This is a genomic window from Hymenobacter sp. BT188, from assembly GCF_014333585.1.
Lineage (GTDB): Bacteria > Bacteroidota > Bacteroidia > Cytophagales > Hymenobacteraceae > Hymenobacter.
In genome coordinates this window covers 131,143-148,968 of record NZ_JACSCW010000002.1, presented here as the reverse complement: position 1 = coordinate 148,968, position 17,826 = coordinate 131,143, and the positions used below count along the sequence as shown (strand labels likewise).

Below are 17,826 nucleotides of genomic sequence, written 5' to 3'. Positions count from 1 at the left end.
TACAAACTGAATAGATTATCCCACGCCAATCCACTTCTATGAAACAGACTTCCGCCGCTACCCAATCCTCGTGGTTTGGCACCGTTGCCGCCGCGCCCGAATTCCCCTCTCTCACCCAGAATATGACCGCCGATGTGGTGGTGGTCGGTGCCGGCATTGCGGGGCTCACCACGGCTTACCTGCTGCTACGCGAAGGCAAAAAAGTAGTGGTGCTGGAAAGCGGCAAGCTGGCCAGCGGCGAATCGGGGCGCACCACGGCCCACCTCTCCAATGCCCTCGATGACCGCTATACCCGGCTGGAGCATTTGTTTGGGGAAAAAGGTGCCCGGCTGGCCGCCGAAAGCCATAGCGCTGCCATCGACCGGATTGAGCACATTATACAGGAAGAGAAGATTGACTGCGACTTCACGCGCCTCAACGGCTACCTGTTTCTGCCCGAAGACGGCAACCCCAAGGAGTTGGATAAAGAGCTGAAAGCCGCCCACCGCGCCGGCCTTACCAGCGTCGAGCGCCTTTCCGATTCTCCCACTCAGGGTTTTCGCACTGGCGAGTGCCTACTGTTTCCTGAACAGGGCCAGTTTCATATTTTGAAATACCTCAATGGTCTGGCCGAAGCTATTGGTCGGTTTAAAGGCCGTGGGGGGCAAATTTTCACCAATACCCACGTAGCAGAGGTGCAGGGCGGCTCCGAAGCCAGCGTGACAACAGCCGACGGTCACACCGTACGCGCCAAAGCCGTGGTGATGGCCACCAACACGCCCGTCAACGACCGTGTAGTGATGCACACCAAGCAGTCGCCTTACCGCACTTACACTATCGCGGCCCGTATTCCGAAAGGCTCCGTGACGCGGGCACTCTACTGGGATACGCCCGACCCGTACCACTATATTCGCTTGCAGGAACTAACGGAGGGCCCCCGCGGTGGCGCACCCCGCTACGACCTACTTATTGTGGGCGGCGAAGACCATAAAGTAGGCCAGGGCGACCCCGACCTTAGCTTGCAGCGCCTCGAAGACTGGACTCGCCAGCGGTTCCCGATGATCCAGCAGATTGATTATGCGTGGTCGGGGCAGGTGCAGGAACCCAGCGACAGCCTGGGCTACGCCGGCCGCAACCCCCTGGATAAAGATAATGTGTACATCATCACCGGCGACTCGGGCCACGGCATGACGCATAGCACGCTGGGGGGCATTATTGTCACCGATCTTATTCAGGGCCGCTCCAACCCCTGGGCCGACCTCTACGACCCCGGCCGCGTGACGCTGCGTCCGGCTTCGGCGTATGAGTTTGTAAAGGAAAACCTGAATGTCGCTACCGAATACACCGAGCTGCTCACCGGTGGCGACGTATCGAGCATCGACGAAATAGCGCCCGGCTCCGGGGCCGTGCTGCGGCGCGGCCTCACGAAAGTAGCCGTATACCGCGACCCCAAAGGCCAGACCCACGAGTGTTCCGCCATCTGTCCGCATCTGGGTTGCGTAGTGCATTGGAACGGCCTAGAGAGCAGCTGGGATTGTCCCTGCCACGGTTCCCGGTTCGATGCGCTGGGCAAACTCCTCATCGGCCCAGCCAATCAGGACCTGGCATCAGCTTAGAATAACGTGAGTACAAAGGAGTGGCGCAGCGATGTGGCCGCTCCTTTTTTTATACCTATACTCAGGGATAAGCAAAGATACGTACGCTATAAATACCTAGAACTTGGTATAGGCAACTGTACTGAAAACCAGTATATTGCCTGAGGGTATAGTTAATTCCTATCCCTAAATTTGTACGACTACGCATCCTCCCTCGTGGGCAATGTGTCTATAGTACCACGGCTCTTAAAGTAGATAGCTCTTTCTCTTTTCCGCTTCGGGCAGCTTTTTCATCAGCACTGCCCGACCCAGGTTGGCGGACCATATTAGGTAAGTACTGGTACCAGACTAGCTGGTCTGGCCCCCTTGGCTCCCCGTTGCCGCTTCACGCGGCCTCTTCCTGCTGCTCCCACCTTCTGTGTAGCTCTGCCACACAGCCTGAAAACGACTGAAGTTATCTGCTCCTAATGGAGATTTACCGCGAAATACTGCCTGAAAGCTATTTGCTTATCCTGGCCGAAGACCCAAGCCATCCTGAAGAATACGGATTAGCCCGCGCCTTACAACAGGCCGCTCGTAGCGGCAAGCCCAGCATTTGGGTTGATTGCAGCGCATTGCGCCACATATCGGGCCGTGCGCTGGCCTTGCTGACCAGCTATTGCCAGCGCCTGCGGCGGCGCAATACGCAGCTGGTGCTTTGCCACCTTACGGATGACGTACAGGAAAGCCTCAAAGCAACGCCTTCGACGGCCTGCCCGCCCATCGTTCCTACTCTCCTTGATGCAGAGCTTTACTGTCATGCAGCTCATCAGCCCGAAGGACCGGCCCCTACTACCACTACGGCTGGCTGGGGAGTAGCCTTATCATAACAATCTATATATCAGAAATTTATATTATAGGTTACGTTGGATTAAGATTACGCGCTATACTTATCTGACATACTTAGCATTGATACAAAGCAGAGCCATTGAGCCACCCATGCGGCGGTTTGATGGCTCTGTTTGTTCCCTGTAGTCAACCAGTATTGCACTTTCCAGAACATAACTCACTGCGGGGTTCCTCGTACTTTGGGCACATGAACTCCGCGCCTCTCTCTGGCCTCTACGGCCCCTCCCTCAGCCTGCTCACCGACCTGTACCAGCTTACCATGGCCTATGGCTACTGGAAACAGGGAAAACAAGACCAGGAAGCCGTTTTTCACCTCTATTTTCGCAGGCCGCCGTTTGGTGGCGGCTATGCCGTAGTCGCAGGCTTGGCATATGCCGTGGATTGGCTGGAGAATTTTCGTTTCTCGGAGGATGACCTTACTTATCTGGGCAGTCTGCGCGGTACCCGCGACACGGTCCTGTTCGAGCCGGCTTTTCTGGAATACCTGCGCACCCTCCGCCTTACCTGCGACATCGATGCTATACCCGAAGGCACGGTAGTATTCGCCAATGAGCCGCTGCTGCGGATAAAAGGCCCCCTGCTACAAGCGCAGCTCCTGGAAACGGCCTTGCTCACGCTGGTTAACTTTCAAACGCTGATAGCTACCAAAGCCGCCCGCATTCGGGAAGCCGCCGGCTCCGACCAAGTGTTTGAGTTTGGCTTGCGCCGGGCCCAAGGCTTCGATGGCGGAATGAGCGCCAGCCGAGCCGCGTATTTAGGCGGCGTCGATGGCACATCAAACCTGATGGCTGGCCAACGCTTTGGCATTCCGGTGCGCGGCACTCATGCCCACAGCTGGGTACAGTCGTTTGGGGAGGAAGAAGCGGCCTTTGCAGCCTACGGCGACGCTTTCCCCGACGATTCGGTTTTCCTGGTCGATACTTACGACACGCTGGAAGGCGTGCGCCACGCCATCAGCGTAGCCCGACAGATGCGGGCCAACGGCCACGAACTGGGGGGCATCCGCCTCGACTCAGGCGACTTGGCCTACCTCAGCCGCGAGGCCCGTGCCCTGCTCAACGAAGCTGGCTTCCCCAAAACCCGCATCGTAGCCAGCAATGACCTCGATGAGCACCTGATTACCAGCCTCAAGCAGCAAGGTGCTCGCATCGACACCTGGGGCATCGGCACCAAGCTCGTCACCGCCCACGATCAGCCGGCGCTGGGGGGCGTTTATAAGCTCGCCGCCCTGCGCCCCTCTGCCGACAGCGACTGGGACTACACCATCAAGCTTTCTGAGCAGCTCGCCAAAACCAGCATCCCCGGCATCCTGCAAGTGCGCCGCTACGAAACCGAAAAGGGCCAGCCCCGCGCCGATATGCTTTACAACACCGCCGACCCCCTGCCCGAGCAGCTTACTATCGTGGACCCGCTGGACCCCACGCGCCGCCGCCCCATCCGCTCCACCCAGTTTCGGGAGCTGCTGGAGCCCGTGTTCCGCGCCGGCAAGCTGGTAGACGACTTGCCCACTTTGGAGGAAAGCCGCACCAAAGCCCAGCGCGAAGTAGCCGCCCTCGACCCTAGCATCCGGCGCTTTCTCAACCCGCACGTGTATCCGGTGGGGCTGGAAGAAAGCCTGAACAAGTTCCGCATGCAGCTGATTCTGGAGAAGCGGGCGGTACGGCCGGCGTAGGGTGGTTACTTACTAAATAATCGACCAAGCCAACTTTGCTTGGTCGATTGTTCAAAAGCCCAAATGGGCTCTGTATTGTGCTTACGGACTTTCCCGGTTCCGTCAGCCGAAATTGTGTCCCAGGCAAAGCCCAGCATTGGAGAATGTATCCGTAAGTCAGCTATAAGATACTTAATAGGTACTGTTAAGGAAAACTGCTTCAGTATTGTATCATCTGACGCCTTAGCCAACTGTGCGCTGATTATTCCATTTGGTTTTTTTCTCTCAAGCCAAATAGTGGAACTGATCTGCTCGTGTACTCGATCCAACCAAGAAGCGGGACCTAGCCTCCCGAATTCATGAACGTGGCGAAGGAATTCGCATAAATCAGTTGAGTGTCTAACTATCACCGCCGGATCATGGCAGACGAAAAAGACAGCTCCCCAGTGCCCTGTTTGACTGATATCCAGAATCCAGAAGTTTCCGAAACCATCACCGGCAAGTTGTATAGAGTTCGGAAACAGTTCTTCAAGGCCAAACTGATTAGACGCATCGAAACGAATTTCCTCGAGAGGAGAAAACTCGAAACCTCGTGTAAAAAGCAACAACTCCCGAATATCAGCAGGAAGGCGCCCTTGGGGCATACTTTCGGCAAATGCTTTTACTTGCTCATCTGTCAGACCTGGTAGTAATTGGACCTGATACTCTTCATCATCCTCAGACACGAATTTGTCTGCCTCTAACAATTGAAGCTGCTCTATAAGTTGTGACATGGAAAGATCGTATAGCTTAACACAAACTATTAATTGACAGCCGGAATTACCACAAAACTCTGCACACTAACAGCCAAAGCCTATACTTCTCAGGCGTATTCACGTTGGTACTTTTGTAGCATATCCGCTGTTACACCAGCATCTCACCCGCCGCTGAAGCTGCTATTTAGTTGCCGCCGCGGCCCAACTCTCGCTCTTATGCCTACCCTACAATTCAAAACCTCGATCAACTGCGCCAACTGTCTGCGCGCCGTCACGCCTTTTCTAGATGCGGAACCCACCGTGCAAAAGTGGAGCGTCGACACCAATAACCCCGACAAGATCCTGACCGTGGAGGGCGAGAACGTCATTCCCGAACAGGTGATGAAAGCTGTGGCCCAAGCCGGCTTTGATATTGAGCCCCGGCAAGCAGCTTAAGTTTCCTGGCGCATCTACGCACAGAGTTAACAGCATAAAAAAGCTCCCCAGAAAATTTCTGGGGGGCTTTTTTGGTAGGTCTATCTACTGCAAATCGGTTTACGAAATCGTTAGAACGTTATGCAGAGCGGCAGCGAAGCATCTCGCGTGCTGATGTTGCCAAGCTAAACAACTAACCACACGAGATGCTTCGCTACCGCTCTGCATGACGTTCTAACTAATATTTGACCATTTTCTAAACCGCTTATATTAATACGTCAGCTCACCGGCCGCAACTTTCAGCTTGATGCCAAGCGCGGCAGTGATGCGGCCGGCCACTTGGGCCTGGTAACCATCGGCTTGCAGCTGGCTGACTACCGCGGCGGCTTGGGCTTCTTCGGTTACGAGGAGCATGCCGTTGCCCATGTTCCAGTAGAGGTAAGCATCGGCGGGAGAAATGCCGGCCAGTTTGGTGAGCTTCTGCATGGCGGGCAGAGGCTCGAAGAGGTTGTCCAGCTCGGCGCCCACACTGTTATTCTTGAGCACCCGCTGGAAGTTATCAGCAATGCCACCGCCGGTGATGTGAGCGATGCCGTGCAAGGTTAAACCGGCATCGAGGAGGCGGGCTACAGCGGGCGCGTAGATAAGGGATGGGGCCAGCAGTACTTCCCCCCAGGTGTTGCCTAGCTCAGCGGCGTCGGAGCCGGTATAGGGGGCCGTGTGCCAGTTGTCGCCGTAGAGGCTTTGCAGGGTGCGGCGGGCCAGAGAAAAACCATTGGAACGGAAGCTGGGTGAGCGGAGCGATACCACTGCGTGGCCAGCTTGAGCGGTGGCGCCGCTCAGGGGGCTTTTTAAGGATGGATGCAAGGCACCCACAGCCGTAGAGCACCAGTTGAAGTTCATTCGGGCGCCCGGCCAGCCACCAATTCGGTTGCCCAACTCGGCAATTTCGCCTCCCGTTACGGCGATGCGACTGAAGTTGGCCGCGTCGTGAAGGCCGCGCATCAACTCGTCAATTACATCGTAATCCAGGGTATTCACGTCGATGATATTCGACAGATTGCTGGGCACAAAACCGCCGGCAATCAGATCGTCGGCCACCATGGCAATCAGGTCGTAGCCCAACGTATCGAACCGCCCAACCCGCTCGGCTACTTCTATTTTGGTACCGATACCGTCGGAGCTAATGCCCAAGCGCTCCTGCCCAAAGCGGATTTCATTGGAGAAGCCACCGTCCAGATCCTGAGCCGGCTCACCGGGCTGACCGGCGCGGTTGGGAAAGGTTTTCTTGGCCCAGGCGTAGGCGTTGCGGGAGCAGGCGTTGCCGAGGTCGATGTCGTATCCGGCAGGTTTGGGGGAAGCAGTGGACATTTGGTAATAGGTTAATATTAGAACGTCATGCAGAGCGGCAGCGAAGCATCTCGCGTGGTTAGTTGTTTAGCTTGGCAACATCAGCACGCGAGAGGCTTCGCTCTGCTCTGCATGACGTTCTAACGATTTTCAATTCTCAACTAATGTTCTGTTGGCTCGGGAGCTTTGGCGCTTACGGAGGACACTACTTTATGACGGTCTTTTTTGTCGCGGTGGCTTTCGCGCTCTTCCTGAATGTGGCGCAGATATTTGGTTACGTCGCCGGTGGGGTAGCGACCGGAGAAACAGGCAAAGCAGCCGCCGTGGCCGCGCTCCTCGGCAAACAGATCCTGCAAGTCGCTCAAGTCCTGATAAATAACTTTATCGGCCTCGATGTAGCGGCAGATTTCTTCCTCAGTGTAGTTGGCGGCAATCAGCTCGGTGCTCATAGCCATATCGATGCCGTAGATGCAAGGGCTAACGATGGGCGGCGCGGAGGAAATAAAGTATACTTCGAGCGCGCCGGCTTCGCGCAGAATACGCACGATGCGCCGCGACGTAGTGCCGCGCACGATACTATCGTCGACTACGGCTACTTTTTTGCCCTCCACAAACTCGCGGATGGGGTTAAGCTTTTTCTTCACCACATCCTCGCGGCCGGCCTGACTGCTTACAATAAAGCTGCGGCCCATGTGGTTGTTCTTCACCAGCCCGCGCCGATAGGGTATGCCAATGGCTTCGGCCAAACCAGAGGCAGCGAAATAGCCCGACGATGGCACATCAATCACCATATCAGGCTTAATTCCGGCGGCCAGTACCTTACGAGCCAGTATCTTACCTAACCTAACACGCTCACGGGCTACTAAGCGGCCGTGAATAACGGAGTCTTCACGGGCGAAGTAGATGTGCTCAAACACGCAGAACGCTTTGGGCACATTATACGGGTTCTTGTAATGAACCTTGAGGTCTTTATCAATGAATATGGCTTGTCCCGGCCCTACGTTTTTCACAAAGTCGAAGCCCAGATAATCAAAGCAGGTGCTCTCGGAGGCAAAGGCGTACACCGGGCCATCGGGCGTTTGGCGGCAGCCGAGCACCAAGGGGCGAATACCCAACGGGTCGTTGAAGGCCAACAATCCATGACCGGCAATAACGGTGATAGTGGCGTAAGCACCTTTCACCAGCTCCTGGGTGGTCTCGACGGCATCGAAAATATCAATTACCGAGAGGTGATCGAGGTCTTTGATGCGCAGTTCCGAGGCGAAGGTGTACATAATCAGTTCCAGGTCGTTGCTGGTTTTGGGCAGCACGTGATACTTATCATGCAGGCGCTGAGCGACTTCGCGGAAGTTGATAACGTTGCCATTGTGTACCATACCCAGGCCAAAGGGGTAGCTGGTGGTAAAGGGCTGGGCTAGCTCCGAATCGTTGGAGCCTTGGGTAGTGTAGCGCACGTGGCCAATGCCGATGTTGCCCTTTAGCTTCTTTACATGCTTGGGCTTGAACACGTCATTGACTAATCCGTTGCCTTTGCAGAGGTGAAAATTATCGTCGAAGGTGACGATGCCGGCTGCATCCTGGCCGCGGTGCTGCAGGGCTGTTAAGCCAACTACAATGTCCGCAGCTACTGGCTCCGGACCGTAAAAACCAACTATTCCGCACATATCAATTCTCTGTTGTCAGTTGCCGGTTGTCAGGCGGGGCGGCCGGGCAGCTGGCGGGGGTGGAAAGGGAAATCTGGCCTCGAAACAAGCGCACCAGCGTGTCGGCATACAACTCGTGCTCTACGAGCAAGCCGCGGCGCTCGACTTCGGACAGCGTATTTGCCCCCCGCAGATCCACGGGGCGCTGGGCTAACACGGGGCCGGTATCGAGGCCTTCATCCACGAGGTGGACGGTGATTTTTGTTTCGGAAAGCTTGTTTTCAAAGGCCCACTCGTAGGCGTGTAAGCCTTGGTGCTGGTGCGTATCAGCGGGGTGGATATTGAGAATGCGGCCGGCGTAAGCTCGCACTAGCACCGGCGAGAGAATGCGCATATAGCCGGCTAATACAAGATAATCAGGCTCATACTCCCGTAGTATTTGTACCACCGCCGCATCATAATCGGCTCGTTTGCGACCGGCAGGTGCTAGGCTAGCCGTTTGGCAGCCCAGGGCAGCGGCCGTAGCTAAGCCTGGCGCGTCAGGATTGTTGCTGAACACCACTGCCACCTCTGCAAGTTCGCGCAGGGCACCCATTTGTATAGCATCTACCAGCGCTACCATGTTGGAGCCGCGACCCGACAGCAAAATGGCCAACCGCTCCTTGCGCGGAGTGCTGGGCTGCTCGCCTTCTCTCTCAGGTCCTCGCGTCTGCTCAGAGCGCGTTCCTTCGGGAAGGAAGGGCGTCGGCCGGTTTTCGCTGGGAGAAGGAGTCTGGCTCATCTTAGATGGGACTAAAACTTAGCGGCCGTCAGTTCCGGCATGGGGCGCTGCCCAATGTCGGAGCGGTAGTAAACACCCTCAAAGGTAACCTTTTTGCACTCGGCATACACTTGCTGCACAGCATCTTCCAGGTCATTGCCCCGCGAAACTACTGTCAGAACCCGACCGCCACTTGTGGTAAGCTGCCCATCAGCTTGACGGCGGGTCGCGCCGTGGAAAACCAAGGTCTGGGGGGCAAAATTGGCTGGATTGTCTAGACCACTAATCGGGAAGCCAGTTGGGAAATTAGCTGCTGGATAACCACCCGAGGCTAGCACCACACCGATAAAAGTGCCGTGGCGCTGCCATACCGTAGTTTGAGCTAGATTACCGTTGAGCGTTGCTTCTATCAGTTCCAGCAAACTGCTTTTCAGGGCAGGTAACAACACCTGGGCTTCGGGGTCGCCGAGGCGGGCGTTGTATTCCAGCAGCTTCGGACCTTGCGGGGTGAGCATGATGCCGAAGTAGATAAAGCCCTTAAAGTCGAAAGGTTCGGCTTGCAGCCCGCGCATGGTGGGGTCCACGATGTCGCGGCGGATGGCCGCTAGCACGTTGTCGTCGGCGAAGGGTACGGGGCAATATGCGCCCATGCCACCGGTGTTTGGGCCTTTGTCGCCGGCCAATAGCTGCTTATGATCTTGGGATGGAGCCAGCAAACGGATGCGGTTGCCGTCGGTGATGCCAATGATGCTGATTTCGGGGCCGCTCAGCTTTTCTTCCAGCAGAAACGAAAACCATTCGGGGTGCTGGTCCTGTAGCTCGGTTAGAGCCTCTTTGGCCTCATCCACGGAGCTGCACACGTACACACCTTTGCCAGCGGCTAGGCCATCGTATTTGATGACCAAATTGCCCCCCAGCTCAGCAGCTTTAGCGCGGGCAGCTTTCATTTCGTCGCTACGAAACGTCCAGGATAAGCCCGTAGCTACGCCGTGGCGTCGCATAAATTTCTTGCTCCACACCTTAGAGCTCTCCAGCAACGCTCCCTGCCGTGTTGGCCCAAATACTCGAATATCGGTCTTAGCAAAATAGTCCGTAACGCCAGCCGCCAGTGGAGCCTCGGGCCCCACTACAATAAGCTTAATACTATGCTCCCGGCAGAAATTCTCTACCGCCGGGAAGTCTAGGGGGCTAATTTCGGGGTGGCTGTTTGGGATACCGCCGTTGCCGGGTAGCACATGCACGGTGGCCCCATCGAGGGCCAGCTTCCACGCCATGGCGTGTTCGCGGGCCCCGCCGCCGAGGAGAACAATATGTTTGGAGTTGGTACTCAAGGTTGGTGTTGTTTGCTGTAGGTAATGAAGTAGTGAACGCTTTTAGTCATAGAAGGAAAATGCTTCTGCATCACCCCCTATTTCTACAATTTGCCAGTTGCGGAATTGCAGGCCTAAGCCGTGCTCTTCTTCCCAGTCGCAATTAAAGCCCAAGCCAAACCGACCTGGCTCGGGCTCACAAGGGAGGTAGATCATTTGCAGTTCATAAAGTGGCTGCAAGGTGCTCACATCTGTTGCTACTGGAATGGGTACTTGGTTTCCGTAAATGCGTCCAAACTCCTTTACTATCCATTTATAATGTTCAAACGCACTATCCATAATGACCTTATTTAAAGTTGGTAGCCGCTGTAACATAGCTTCTACAGCTGCTTCTGCTTCTGGGGTCAATTCTTCTGTACCTTCAAAAAGAACAGGAACAGTGCTACGCTTTTGAAACAGATACACTTCTACCTCGGCCATCAACTCACCGTCCTCAATACGCAACGTATTTTTCCAATTGCTCATGTCAGTTGCTTAATGAGGCTTAGCTGATGTCATCAATAGAAATAATCCTTCCGTCGGCAAATCGGAAGATCGACTTACCCTTTAGTTGCAGTGTGTCGCCCGGCTTCAAACCATTGGGAAATTCCATGGCGGCTACTGCGGTATAGTCAACGAGGACTTCCACGCGGTTATCTTCTACCTGCCAATCCGTAACGCGCTGCTCTCGCTGGGAAAAATACTGCTTGGCCTGCTCTGCTTGTTGCCGGAAGCTTTCCTTGCCGGTTGTGGTTAGGTTAACCTCGCCGTTGGCAATGTTTCTGAACACCACATCCTCGTGCAGATGGCGCACCATCCCGTCTACATCAAAGCGGTTGTAGGCTTCGATGTAGGCTTGCACGAGTTGTTTGTGTGTCGCAACGTTCATTGGTTTTGTTCTTTCAGCACCCGCAGTTCAGGCATCTTTCATAATGCCGGCGCGCACCAGGTTACTCACGAGGCGAGCCTGGATGTCGCCGCCGACAGCGGTTTCGTCGCCGGTGGGCAGTGGGGCACCCGTGATACGCTCATAGATATCGAGGTAGCGGCGGGTGGCTTCGGCGGAAACTTCGGGCGTGAGGGCACGGGGATACTGGCCGTCCTTTTTGTTGGCAATCAGCCATTGGCGCACGTACTCCTTGTCCATTTGCTCCACCGCCTCGGGGTTCCTGGCGTAGTCCTCGGCGCTCCAGAAGCGCGACGAGTCGGGCGTGTGGATTTCGTCAATCAGAATCAGCTCCCCGTCCAGCAAACCAAACTCATACTTGGTATCCACCAGGATGATGCCGCGATCAGCCATCCACTGGGAGGCAAAATTGAACAGCTCCAACGACTTCACCCGCATCCGCTCGTACAGCTCCGCCGACACCCAGCCTTCCGACACCAGGTTCTCCGGCGTAATCTCGCGGTCCGACTCTTCCTTAGTGGTTGGAGTCACGATGGGCTCAGGAAACTGCTGGTGCTTGGTCAGGCCATCGGGCACCGTCACGCCCGAGAACGTGCGCTGGCCTTTCTGATAACCGCGCAGCATGGAGCCGGTGAGGTAGTTGCGCACCACCATTTCCACCCGAATCGGCTCAGCTTCCTTAGCCAGCGTTACGTTGGGGTCGAGCAGGGCAATGACGTGGTTAGGAATGATGTGCTGGGTTTTGTCGAACCAGAAAGCGGCTAGCCCATTCAGCACCGCGCCTTTGTGGGCCACGGGCGTCTCCAATACCGAATCGAACGCCGACAGACGGTCGGTGACTACGATGAGCCGCTCACCGGAAGGGGCGCGGTACGAGTCGCGGACTTTGCCTCGATGGAGAAGTTCGAGCTGGGGCGTGTCGAAGTGGTTCAGAGTGTTCATCGCGGAGTTAGTAGGTCGCTTTGCGGGTTATTTCATCTGGGGGGCTTTTTCGAATAGGAAGCCTGACAACAGTGAGCGGTTTGTGTCTTGGTGTGGAAAGGGCGGTTTAATGAAGGGGCGTTTCTACTGATTGCAGTGAAGGCGCGGAAGCTGAGCGTTGCGGCAACGAGGCTACATGCTCCACAATATTTCGGAACAGCTTCAGCCCATCGCCTTCCTCGCTCAACTCCTTATTCACGCGCTTGCGGCGCGCCCAATCGGGGTGATTATAGAGCGATAAGAAGGCTTCCGGGTGCGGCATTAACCCGAAGACTTGCCCGGTGGTATCAGTCAGGCCGGCGCAGTTTAGGTCGGCACCGTTGGGGTTTTGGGGGTACTGCGTAACCTCGCAGCCGGTGGCGTCGCAGTAGGTTAGGCAGTTCAGGTTTTGGTCGAGAATGTGCTGGCGCGTAGCTGTATCGGGGATGAGCAGGCGACCTTCACCGTGGCGCACAGGCACTTCAAAGGAGTCTAGGCCTTGCAGAAAGGGGCTGCGGTTATTCGCATTCACTTTCAAGCGCACCCAGCGGTCTTCGTAGCGGCCGGAGGCGTTGTGGGTCAGGGTTACTTCGGGCTGAAAATTGCCCCCCAGATTGGGCAGCAGGCCCAGCTTCACCAGTACTTGAAAGCCGTTGCAAATGCCCAGCACGAACTTGCCGCGGGCAATAAACTCGCGCAGGTCGTCGAGCAGGGTGAAGCCACCGGGCGTCTGGCGGTAGCGCAGCTTATTGGCCAGCACCACACCTGAGCCCAGGTCATCGCCAAAGGAAAAGCCCCCCGGAAAGTTTAGGATGTCGTAGTCGTGGATGCTGACCTGGCCGTGCAGCACTTGATTGAGGTGCACGATGGTAGCTTCGGCGCCGGCCAAGCGGTAGGCGGCGGCCATTTCCTCTTCGCAATTAATCCCAAACCCGGTCAGGATAAGCGCCTGGACAGCAGCGAACTGGTTCATATTCTCTTTCATTTCCCCTCCCCCATTACGTGTTCACCAAAACCGATGGTCTGATTCACTGGGCCGTTGGTCCAGGTCTGGCGTAGCTCTTCTGTGTCGGCTTCTATCACCAGTTGGCCTTGATGCGTTACGAGCAGGAAGTTGTCGTTAGTAACAACACCTAAGCGGGTGGCTTTATTTCCCAGAATCTTCTCGAACGCCACCACATCCTCGGGCGCTACGGTGGCCACGAAGCGGGAGTGCGATTCGGAAAATAACTGGGCAGGTAGCGGAAGCTCGCCTGTCAGCTCAATTTTGGTCCCCAGCCCATCCCCGAAGGTTGCTTCGGCCAACGCTACGGCTAGGCCACCGTCGGAAAGGTCGTGACAGGATTGGATGAGCTGTTGGTCGTTGGCCTGGCCGATGAGGGTGTACAATTCCTTGGCTTCCGCGAAGCGCACTTGCGGTACATTGGCGCCCAACTCCTTATATAGTTGGTAAAACTCGGAGCCGCCGAGTTCGTCGTAGGTGCGGCCCAGCAGATACACCACGTCGCCGGCCTGCTTGAAGTCGCTGGTGACAGTGCGGCGCACGTCTTCGATTTTAGCCGTCATTGAATACAAGACCGTGGGCGGCACCGAAATCTTCACGCCGTCGGCCTTGAAATCGTTTTTCATGCTGTCCTTGCCGCTGGTGAGCGGGATGCAGTAAGCGGCGGTGGCGTCGCGCAGGGCCTGGCACATGTGCACCAGTTTGGCCAACTTCTGCTTGCCGTCAGGGTTCGTGACGGGGTGAAAATCCGAATCGGGAACGCAGAAGTTGTCGTTTACCGACCAGAAGATATTATCGCCGGGCGTAAGGTTGGGCAATTTGCCCCCCACGGCGATGATCTGGCGGACAGCCTCGTCAAAGGCGCCGGCCGACATATGGTAGGCATCCAAATCGCCAAAGCGGGGCAAGATGCCGTTGCTCACAGCCACGCCTTCCCAGCTCTCGAAGTTGAAGCGCACCACGGCGGCATCTTGCGGCGCCTGGCCGGTGGCGCCCATCAGCGGCTTAATGATGGTGCGGCCCTTCACCTCGTGGTCGTACTGGCGAATGACAGACTCGCGGGAGCAGATATTAAGCGAGCCCAGCAGTTGATGCAAAACGTCGGTGTAGTCTAGGCTGGGGGGTAAAATGGGCTCTTGAGCCGCGGGCTTCTGCCACTCGGCTTCCATGAGTTTGCGCGGCACGCCTTCGTGCAGGAAATGCATGTTCAGCCGGGCCACTGGTGCGTTGGCAAAGCGAACATCCAGGTAGCCATCGGCGGTGAAATAGCCGATGTCGGTTAGCTCCACTTCCATTTCCTGACCTAAAGCCAGCACTTCAGCCAACTTGCCGGGCTCCACTACCAGCGTGAACCGCTCCTGCGATTCGCTCACGAAAATCTCCCACGGACGTAAGCCAGGGTACTTCAGCGGCACTTTCTCCAAATCAACTACTGCGCCGCCGCTGATGCCAGCCAGCTCGCCGACGGACGAAGAAAGCCCTCCAGCGCCGTTGTCGGTGCTGCACTTGATGAGGCCGCGGCGGGTAGCGAGGATGAGAAAATCCATGGCCAGCTTCTGGGTGATGGGCGAGCCAATTTGCACGGCCGTGGCCGGTGACGACTCGTCTAGCTCGATGCTGCTGAAGGTGGCGCCGTGGATACCGTCTTTGCCCACGCGGCCACCGGCCATGATGATTCGGTCGCCGTCGTCGATCTTCTTTTCCCAGGAATCGAGGCCAGCGAGTTGCATGGGCATCACGGCGCCGGTGCCGCAGTACACCAGCGGCTTGCCGGCGTAGCGGTCGTCGAAAATGATGCTGCCGTTTACCGTTGGCACCCCTGACTTATTACCGCCGTCTTCAATGCCTTTGCGCACACCTTCAAATATGCGGCGCGGGTGCAGTTGGTTGGTCAGCAGCGGGCCGTCGTAATCGGGATTACCGAAGCACAACACGTTGGTATTAAACAACAAGCGAGCCCCACCGATGCCAGTAGCCAGCGGGTCGCGGTTGTTGCCCAAAATGCCGGTAATGGCGCCGCCGTAGGGGTCAATGGCCGAAGGCGAATTGTGGGTTTCCACCTTCCAGACAAACAACGACTCGTCGTTGATGCGGACGGCCCCAGCGTTGTCAGAGAACACCTTGATCAGCCAGTCGTTGCCGTTGGCGCGCAGCTGGCGGTCTACTTCGGCGGTAGCGTCTTTGATGTATGTTTTAAACAGGGAATCAACCTGGTATTCCTCGCCCGTTTCGGCGTTGCGGTAGTTGATTAAGGCGCTAAATTCCTTGTGCTTGCAGTGCTCCGACCAAGTTTGGGCAATGATTTCCAGCTCGCAGTCGGTGGGCTCAGCGGGTAGGCCAGTGGCTTGGCGCTCCTGCTGGGTTTCGGGCAGCTGATAGTACGCCCGCACGGCCTGCATTTCGGCCAGATTCAGAGCGTAGAGGTTGTCCTTAGATAGCTGCACTAGCTTCTCATCGGACACATTCAGGTCGATGGTGTGGGTAGTGTTATCGACGGAGGTGCCGGGGCGGGGCGTGAAGTCGCGAATCTGGTCGGCGGGACCTACTTCAAAGCGGTTGATGAGCTTGTTGCCGAGCAGCTCTTCGGCCAGGCGGCGCAGGTCGGCGGGGGGCAAATTTTCTTCCAGCAGATACAAACGCTTGCTGAAAATATGCTGGGTGCGCGTGTCGAGGGGCTGGTTGAGGAAGTCGCCGAGCGCGTTTTGGGCCGAAGTGCCTTCGTCGTCCGTTACGCCGGGGCCTTTGGCCACCAATATATAGGACTGAAATTGGGGGTCGCGGCGAAACTCGTTTAGGGCTACCTCATGCAATACCGGGTCTTGGAGGCATTGCTCGGCGAAATCGCGAAGTTGCTGGGCGGTGAGCGGGTAGCGCACCGAGTAAACGGCCGTGCTTTGCACCCGGCCCGTGCGCAGGCCGAGGTGGCGCTGCGCGGCTTCCGCTACGCGCTGCCCGTCGCCGTCGTGAATGCCGGGCTTGGGCAGCAGCTGAATGGAATGAAGATGATTTTCCAAAAGGAACAGGTTTGCTATTTTTCGACTTCCCACGGCCGACCACCGGCCGCGGAAAAGCGCCCCGACAATCGGGACACCGAAAATGCCTTGCCTACGGGCCGAAGCCAGCAGGTAGGTTTAAGAAAACGCTTTCTCCGGCCGACTGCCAGGTTTTACTACCGGAATACCTGCCCGACACAGCGGGCAATCATCGGGTGCGTGGGTAGCCGCCGTGACCGGCAGCAGTGCAAAGGTCGGAAAAGAAAGCTCTGCTTTGCCACCCGTGCGATCAATTAAACTCGCAACACCCAAAATTTTGCCCCCCAGTCCTTCCAAAATTCGCGCTACTTCTTTGGTACTCTTGCCCGTAGTCACCACATCCTCGGCGATAATAATTCGCTCGCCGGGTTGCAAGGTGAAGCCGCGGCGCAGGGTCATTTGGCCGGTATCGTCGCGCTCCGTAAAGATAGCAGGCACGCCCAACTGCCGGCCCAGCTCGTAGCTCACCACCACGCCGCCCATAGCCGGACCAACGACTACATCGGGCTGCATGCCAGCTTCGCGAATGCGCTGAGCCAACTCAGCCATAGCCGGAGAAGCCAGCTCGGGTCGACGCAGAAAGCGGGCACACTGCACGTAGGTATCGGAGTGCAAGCCCGAGGAAAGGCGAAAATGCCCCCTGAGCAAGGCATCTTCTTGCATCAATTGCTGCTCTAGAAGTGGGGCGTCAAAACGAGTCTCGGAAGTCATTTCAGCAGCAGAATCAGGCATGAGTGGTAACGGGACGGAGGTCATTTATTTGTTGCATTAATTCACGGGCGGCGGCACCAGCATCGGCCGCTTGCCAGATGGCACGGGAAGTATTGATGAGCAGCCCAAGCCCGTCGGCGCGCAAACCGGCTTGGAGCGTGGCAGCTAAGTCGCCGCCCTGGGCGCCGATGCCTGGCACTAGGAACCACTGCGTCGGGCAGCTTTCGCGCACGCGGGCTATGGCTGCGGCATCAGTGGCCCCTACTACTAGGCCTATATTATGGTGATGCTCATCTAGCTCGCACGATACGCGAGCCGCCAAGTCGCTCACGTAGCCACCACGAGTTAGGGCAACATCTTGTAGGGAGTGCGTGGGTTTGTTGGAAGTTTTGGCCAACACAAACACCATTTTGTCGGGGCGGGCGAAGGGCACAATGGCGTCGTCGCCCATGTAAGGGTTCACCGTCACGGCGTCGGCGCCAATGCGGTCGTAGGCGAATTGGGCGTAGTGCTCGGCGGTGTTAGCTATGTCGCCAAACTTACCATCGAGGATGACGGGAATATCCTTAGGAATCAGCGCCACGGTTTCGCGCAGGAGAGCCACGCCGTTTTCGCGGGAGAGAAAGAAAGCCAGATTCGGCTTGAAGGCAGCAGCAAACTCAGCAGTCTGCACGATGACTTCGCGCAGGCGCGCTGCTACGAAGGCGTCGTCGCCGGTGGGATCGAGGCCGACGCACAGGAGAGAATTGGCTTGCTGAACGCGGGTGGTGAGTTTGTTCATGAGGCCTATTATTAGGTTGTTACAGTGGGTGGAAAGGCTGCTAGCTTA

Annotated in this window: 16 protein-coding genes; 4 read left to right on the top strand and 12 right to left on the bottom strand. The window is 56.7% G+C overall.

Features of this window, described 5'->3' with window-relative positions; genetic code table 11:
- Nucleotides 1-38: 38 nt before the first annotated feature.
- The 3 genes from H8B13_RS04740 to H8B13_RS04730 all read left to right on the top strand — a co-directional run bounded on the left by H8B13_RS04740 (nucleotide 39) and on the right by H8B13_RS04730 (nucleotide 4,134).
- A complete protein-coding gene (locus H8B13_RS04740; RefSeq protein ID WP_187309702.1) occupies nucleotides 39-1,595 on the top strand; it encodes an FAD-dependent oxidoreductase in 1,557 nt (518 codons plus the stop codon).
- 446 nt (nucleotides 1,596-2,041) lie between these two features.
- Complete coding sequence (locus H8B13_RS04735; RefSeq protein ID WP_187309701.1) at nucleotides 2,042-2,443, top strand: STAS domain-containing protein; 402 nt, start codon at nucleotides 2,042-2,044, stop codon at nucleotides 2,441-2,443.
- A 206-nt stretch (nucleotides 2,444-2,649) separates the two neighbouring features.
- Entirely contained in the window at nucleotides 2,650-4,134 is a 1,485-nt protein-coding gene (locus H8B13_RS04730) for a nicotinate phosphoribosyltransferase (RefSeq protein ID WP_187309700.1), read from the top strand.
- A gap of 5 nt (nucleotides 4,135-4,139) precedes the next feature.
- On the opposite strand, the gene H8B13_RS04725 is transcribed toward H8B13_RS04730, so the two are convergent.
- Nucleotides 4,140-4,886: an SMI1/KNR4 family protein gene (locus H8B13_RS04725; protein ID WP_187309699.1), complete on the bottom strand. Its 747-nt coding sequence runs from the start codon at nucleotides 4,884-4,886 to the stop codon at nucleotides 4,140-4,142.
- 198 nt (nucleotides 4,887-5,084) lie between these two features.
- On the opposite strand from H8B13_RS04725, the gene H8B13_RS04720 reads away from it, so the two are divergent.
- Nucleotides 5,085-5,303 (top strand): heavy-metal-associated domain-containing protein, encoded by a 219-nt coding sequence (locus H8B13_RS04720; protein ID WP_187309698.1) that lies wholly within the window; start codon nucleotides 5,085-5,087, stop codon nucleotides 5,301-5,303.
- A gap of 249 nt (nucleotides 5,304-5,552) precedes the next feature.
- Here the strand turns inward: H8B13_RS04720 and H8B13_RS04715 are convergent, their stop codons facing one another.
- The 11 genes from H8B13_RS04715 to pyrF form a co-directional block, all read right to left on the bottom strand.
- Nucleotides 5,553-6,653 carry an AIR synthase-related protein gene (locus H8B13_RS04715; protein WP_187309697.1) on the bottom strand — a complete coding sequence of 367 codons (1,101 nt, stop codon included), beginning with the start codon at nucleotides 6,651-6,653 and terminating at the stop codon, nucleotides 5,553-5,555.
- Nucleotides 6,654-6,793: 140 nt separating this feature from the next.
- On the bottom strand, nucleotides 6,794-8,296 hold the full coding sequence (gene purF / locus H8B13_RS04710) for an amidophosphoribosyltransferase (protein ID WP_187309696.1): 1,503 nt from the start codon (nucleotides 8,294-8,296) through the stop codon (nucleotides 6,794-6,796).
- Nucleotide 8,297: 1 nt separating this feature from the next.
- Nucleotides 8,298-9,056, bottom strand: a complete 759-nt coding sequence (gene purN / locus H8B13_RS04705; RefSeq protein ID WP_187309695.1) for a phosphoribosylglycinamide formyltransferase — start codon at nucleotides 9,054-9,056, stop codon at nucleotides 8,298-8,300.
- 11 nt (nucleotides 9,057-9,067) lie between these two features.
- On the bottom strand, nucleotides 9,068-10,366 hold the full coding sequence (gene purD, locus H8B13_RS04700; RefSeq protein ID WP_222841338.1) for a phosphoribosylamine--glycine ligase: 1,299 nt from the start codon (nucleotides 10,364-10,366) through the stop codon (nucleotides 9,068-9,070).
- 42 nt (nucleotides 10,367-10,408) lie between these two features.
- Nucleotides 10,409-10,870 (bottom strand): DUF6985 domain-containing protein, encoded by a 462-nt coding sequence (locus tag H8B13_RS04695; protein ID WP_187309694.1) that lies wholly within the window; start codon nucleotides 10,868-10,870, stop codon nucleotides 10,409-10,411.
- A 19-nt stretch (nucleotides 10,871-10,889) separates the two neighbouring features.
- A complete protein-coding gene (locus H8B13_RS04690) occupies nucleotides 10,890-11,273 on the bottom strand; it encodes a nuclear transport factor 2 family protein (protein ID WP_187309693.1) in 384 nt (127 codons plus the stop codon).
- Between the two features lie 27 nt (nucleotides 11,274-11,300).
- Nucleotides 11,301-12,233: a phosphoribosylaminoimidazolesuccinocarboxamide synthase gene (locus H8B13_RS04685; protein WP_187309692.1), complete on the bottom strand. Its 933-nt coding sequence runs from the start codon at nucleotides 12,231-12,233 to the stop codon at nucleotides 11,301-11,303.
- Nucleotides 12,234-12,339: 106 nt separating this feature from the next.
- Complete coding sequence (locus tag H8B13_RS04680; RefSeq protein WP_187309691.1) at nucleotides 12,340-13,224, bottom strand: phosphoribosylformylglycinamidine synthase subunit PurQ; 885 nt, start codon at nucleotides 13,222-13,224, stop codon at nucleotides 12,340-12,342.
- Between the two features lie 8 nt (nucleotides 13,225-13,232).
- Nucleotides 13,233-16,268, bottom strand: coding sequence for a phosphoribosylformylglycinamidine synthase subunit PurL (locus H8B13_RS04675; protein ID WP_187309690.1), 3,036 nt, complete (start codon nucleotides 16,266-16,268; stop codon nucleotides 13,233-13,235).
- 117 nt (nucleotides 16,269-16,385) lie between these two features.
- Complete coding sequence (gene pyrE, locus H8B13_RS04670; protein ID WP_261990242.1) at nucleotides 16,386-17,018, bottom strand: orotate phosphoribosyltransferase; 633 nt, start codon at nucleotides 17,016-17,018, stop codon at nucleotides 16,386-16,388.
- A complete protein-coding gene (gene pyrF / locus H8B13_RS04665; protein ID WP_187309689.1) occupies nucleotides 17,011-17,778 on the bottom strand; it encodes an orotidine-5'-phosphate decarboxylase in 768 nt (255 codons plus the stop codon). The genes pyrE and pyrF overlap by 8 nt, the downstream gene beginning before the upstream one ends.
- Nucleotides 17,779-17,826: the final 48 nt, after the last annotated feature.

What these genes read in the sequence shown, in the direction of transcription:
- H8B13_RS04740 (WP_187309702.1), top strand. Translation starts at nt 39, where the DNA reads ATGAAACAGACTTCCGCCGCTACCCAATCCTCGTGGTTTGGCACCGTT.
- H8B13_RS04725 (WP_187309699.1), bottom strand. Translation starts at nt 4,886, where the DNA reads ATGTCACAACTTATAGAGCAGCTTCAATTGTTAGAGGCAGACAAATTC.
- H8B13_RS04735 (WP_187309701.1), top strand. Translation starts at nt 2,042, where the DNA reads ATGGAGATTTACCGCGAAATACTGCCTGAAAGCTATTTGCTTATCCTG.
- H8B13_RS04715 (WP_187309697.1), bottom strand. Translation starts at nt 6,653, where the DNA reads ATGTCCACTGCTTCCCCCAAACCTGCCGGATACGACATCGACCTCGGC.
- purN (WP_187309695.1), bottom strand. Translation starts at nt 9,056, where the DNA reads ATGAGCCAGACTCCTTCTCCCAGCGAAAACCGGCCGACGCCCTTCCTT.
- H8B13_RS04685 (WP_187309692.1), bottom strand. Translation starts at nt 12,233, where the DNA reads ATGAACACTCTGAACCACTTCGACACGCCCCAGCTCGAACTTCTCCAT.
- H8B13_RS04720 (WP_187309698.1), top strand. Translation starts at nt 5,085, where the DNA reads ATGCCTACCCTACAATTCAAAACCTCGATCAACTGCGCCAACTGTCTG.
- H8B13_RS04695 (WP_187309694.1), bottom strand. Translation starts at nt 10,870, where the DNA reads ATGAGCAATTGGAAAAATACGTTGCGTATTGAGGACGGTGAGTTGATG.
- H8B13_RS04730 (WP_187309700.1), top strand. Translation starts at nt 2,650, where the DNA reads ATGAACTCCGCGCCTCTCTCTGGCCTCTACGGCCCCTCCCTCAGCCTG.
- purF (WP_187309696.1), bottom strand. Translation starts at nt 8,296, where the DNA reads ATGTGCGGAATAGTTGGTTTTTACGGTCCGGAGCCAGTAGCTGCGGAC.
- H8B13_RS04680 (WP_187309691.1), bottom strand. Translation starts at nt 13,224, where the DNA reads ATGAACCAGTTCGCTGCTGTCCAGGCGCTTATCCTGACCGGGTTTGGG.
- H8B13_RS04690 (WP_187309693.1), bottom strand. Translation starts at nt 11,273, where the DNA reads ATGAACGTTGCGACACACAAACAACTCGTGCAAGCCTACATCGAAGCC.
- pyrF (WP_187309689.1), bottom strand. Translation starts at nt 17,778, where the DNA reads ATGAACAAACTCACCACCCGCGTTCAGCAAGCCAATTCTCTCCTGTGC.
- pyrE (WP_261990242.1), bottom strand. Translation starts at nt 17,018, where the DNA reads ATGCCTGATTCTGCTGCTGAAATGACTTCCGAGACTCGTTTTGACGCC.